Source organism: Nocardia amamiensis NBRC 102102 (assembly GCF_001612745.1).
Classification (GTDB): domain Bacteria; phylum Actinomycetota; class Actinomycetes; order Mycobacteriales; family Mycobacteriaceae; genus Nocardia; species Nocardia amamiensis.
This window is the reverse complement of sequence record NZ_BDBA01000423.1, coordinates 1-797: the sequence shown is the minus strand read 5'-3', so window position 1 is coordinate 797 and position 797 is coordinate 1. Positions and strand designations below refer to the sequence as shown.

Annotated in this window: 1 protein-coding gene; it reads left to right on the top strand. The window is 70.8% G+C overall.

Annotated features, from left to right (window positions below):
* Nucleotides 1-797: condensation domain-containing protein (locus NA4_RS38170; RefSeq protein WP_245671802.1), on the top strand; the 797-nt coding region annotated here is incomplete at both ends.

Sequence of the window (797 nt, the reverse complement as noted above, 5' to 3'; positions counted from 1 at the left end):
CGGATCGCCCGCGCCCGGCCGTTGCCTCGCACCGCGGCGCGACGCTGCATCGTGAGCTGTCCGGCGAGCTGATCGCGGCGCTGGAGGACCTCGCGCGGCAGCGCGGAGCCTCGCTGTTCATGGTCATGCACAGCGCGTTGGCCGTCCTGCTGTCGCGTTTGTCCGGTGGGGACGACATCGCGGTGGGCACCCCGATCGCGGGCCGCGGCGAAGCCGCGCTCGACGACCTGGTCGGCATGTTCGTCAACACCCTGGTGCTGCGCACGGGCATCGAGTCGGGCGAATCGTTCGCCGAGCTGCTCGACCGGGTCCGCCGCACCGACCTGGACGCGTACGGCAACGCCGACGTGCCGTTCGAGCGGCTGGTGGAACTGCTCGCGCCGGAACGCTCGCAGGCGCGCAATCCGCTGTTCCAGGTCATGCTGGCGTTCCAGAACCTGGAGCGCACCACCCTGCAGCTGCCGGGTCTTTCGGTGTCCGCGCTGGACCTGGACGAGAACGTCGCACGCTTCGATTTGCAGTTCACCCTCGCCGAGCGCGGTGAATCCGTTTCCGGCGGTATGGCTTTGGCGCTCACTTACGCCACCGAGCTGTTCGACTCCTCGACCGCGGCGAGCATCGTGGACCGCTGGGAGCGCGTGCTCACGGCCATCGCGGCCGACCCGGCGATCACCGTCGGTGCCATCGACGTGCTCGATGCCGCCGAGCGGGCCGATCTTGTCGCCCGCACGGGTGCGGCGGCGACTCCGGCGCGGACGCTGCCGGAGCTGATCGCCGAGGCCGTGGCCATCGACCCG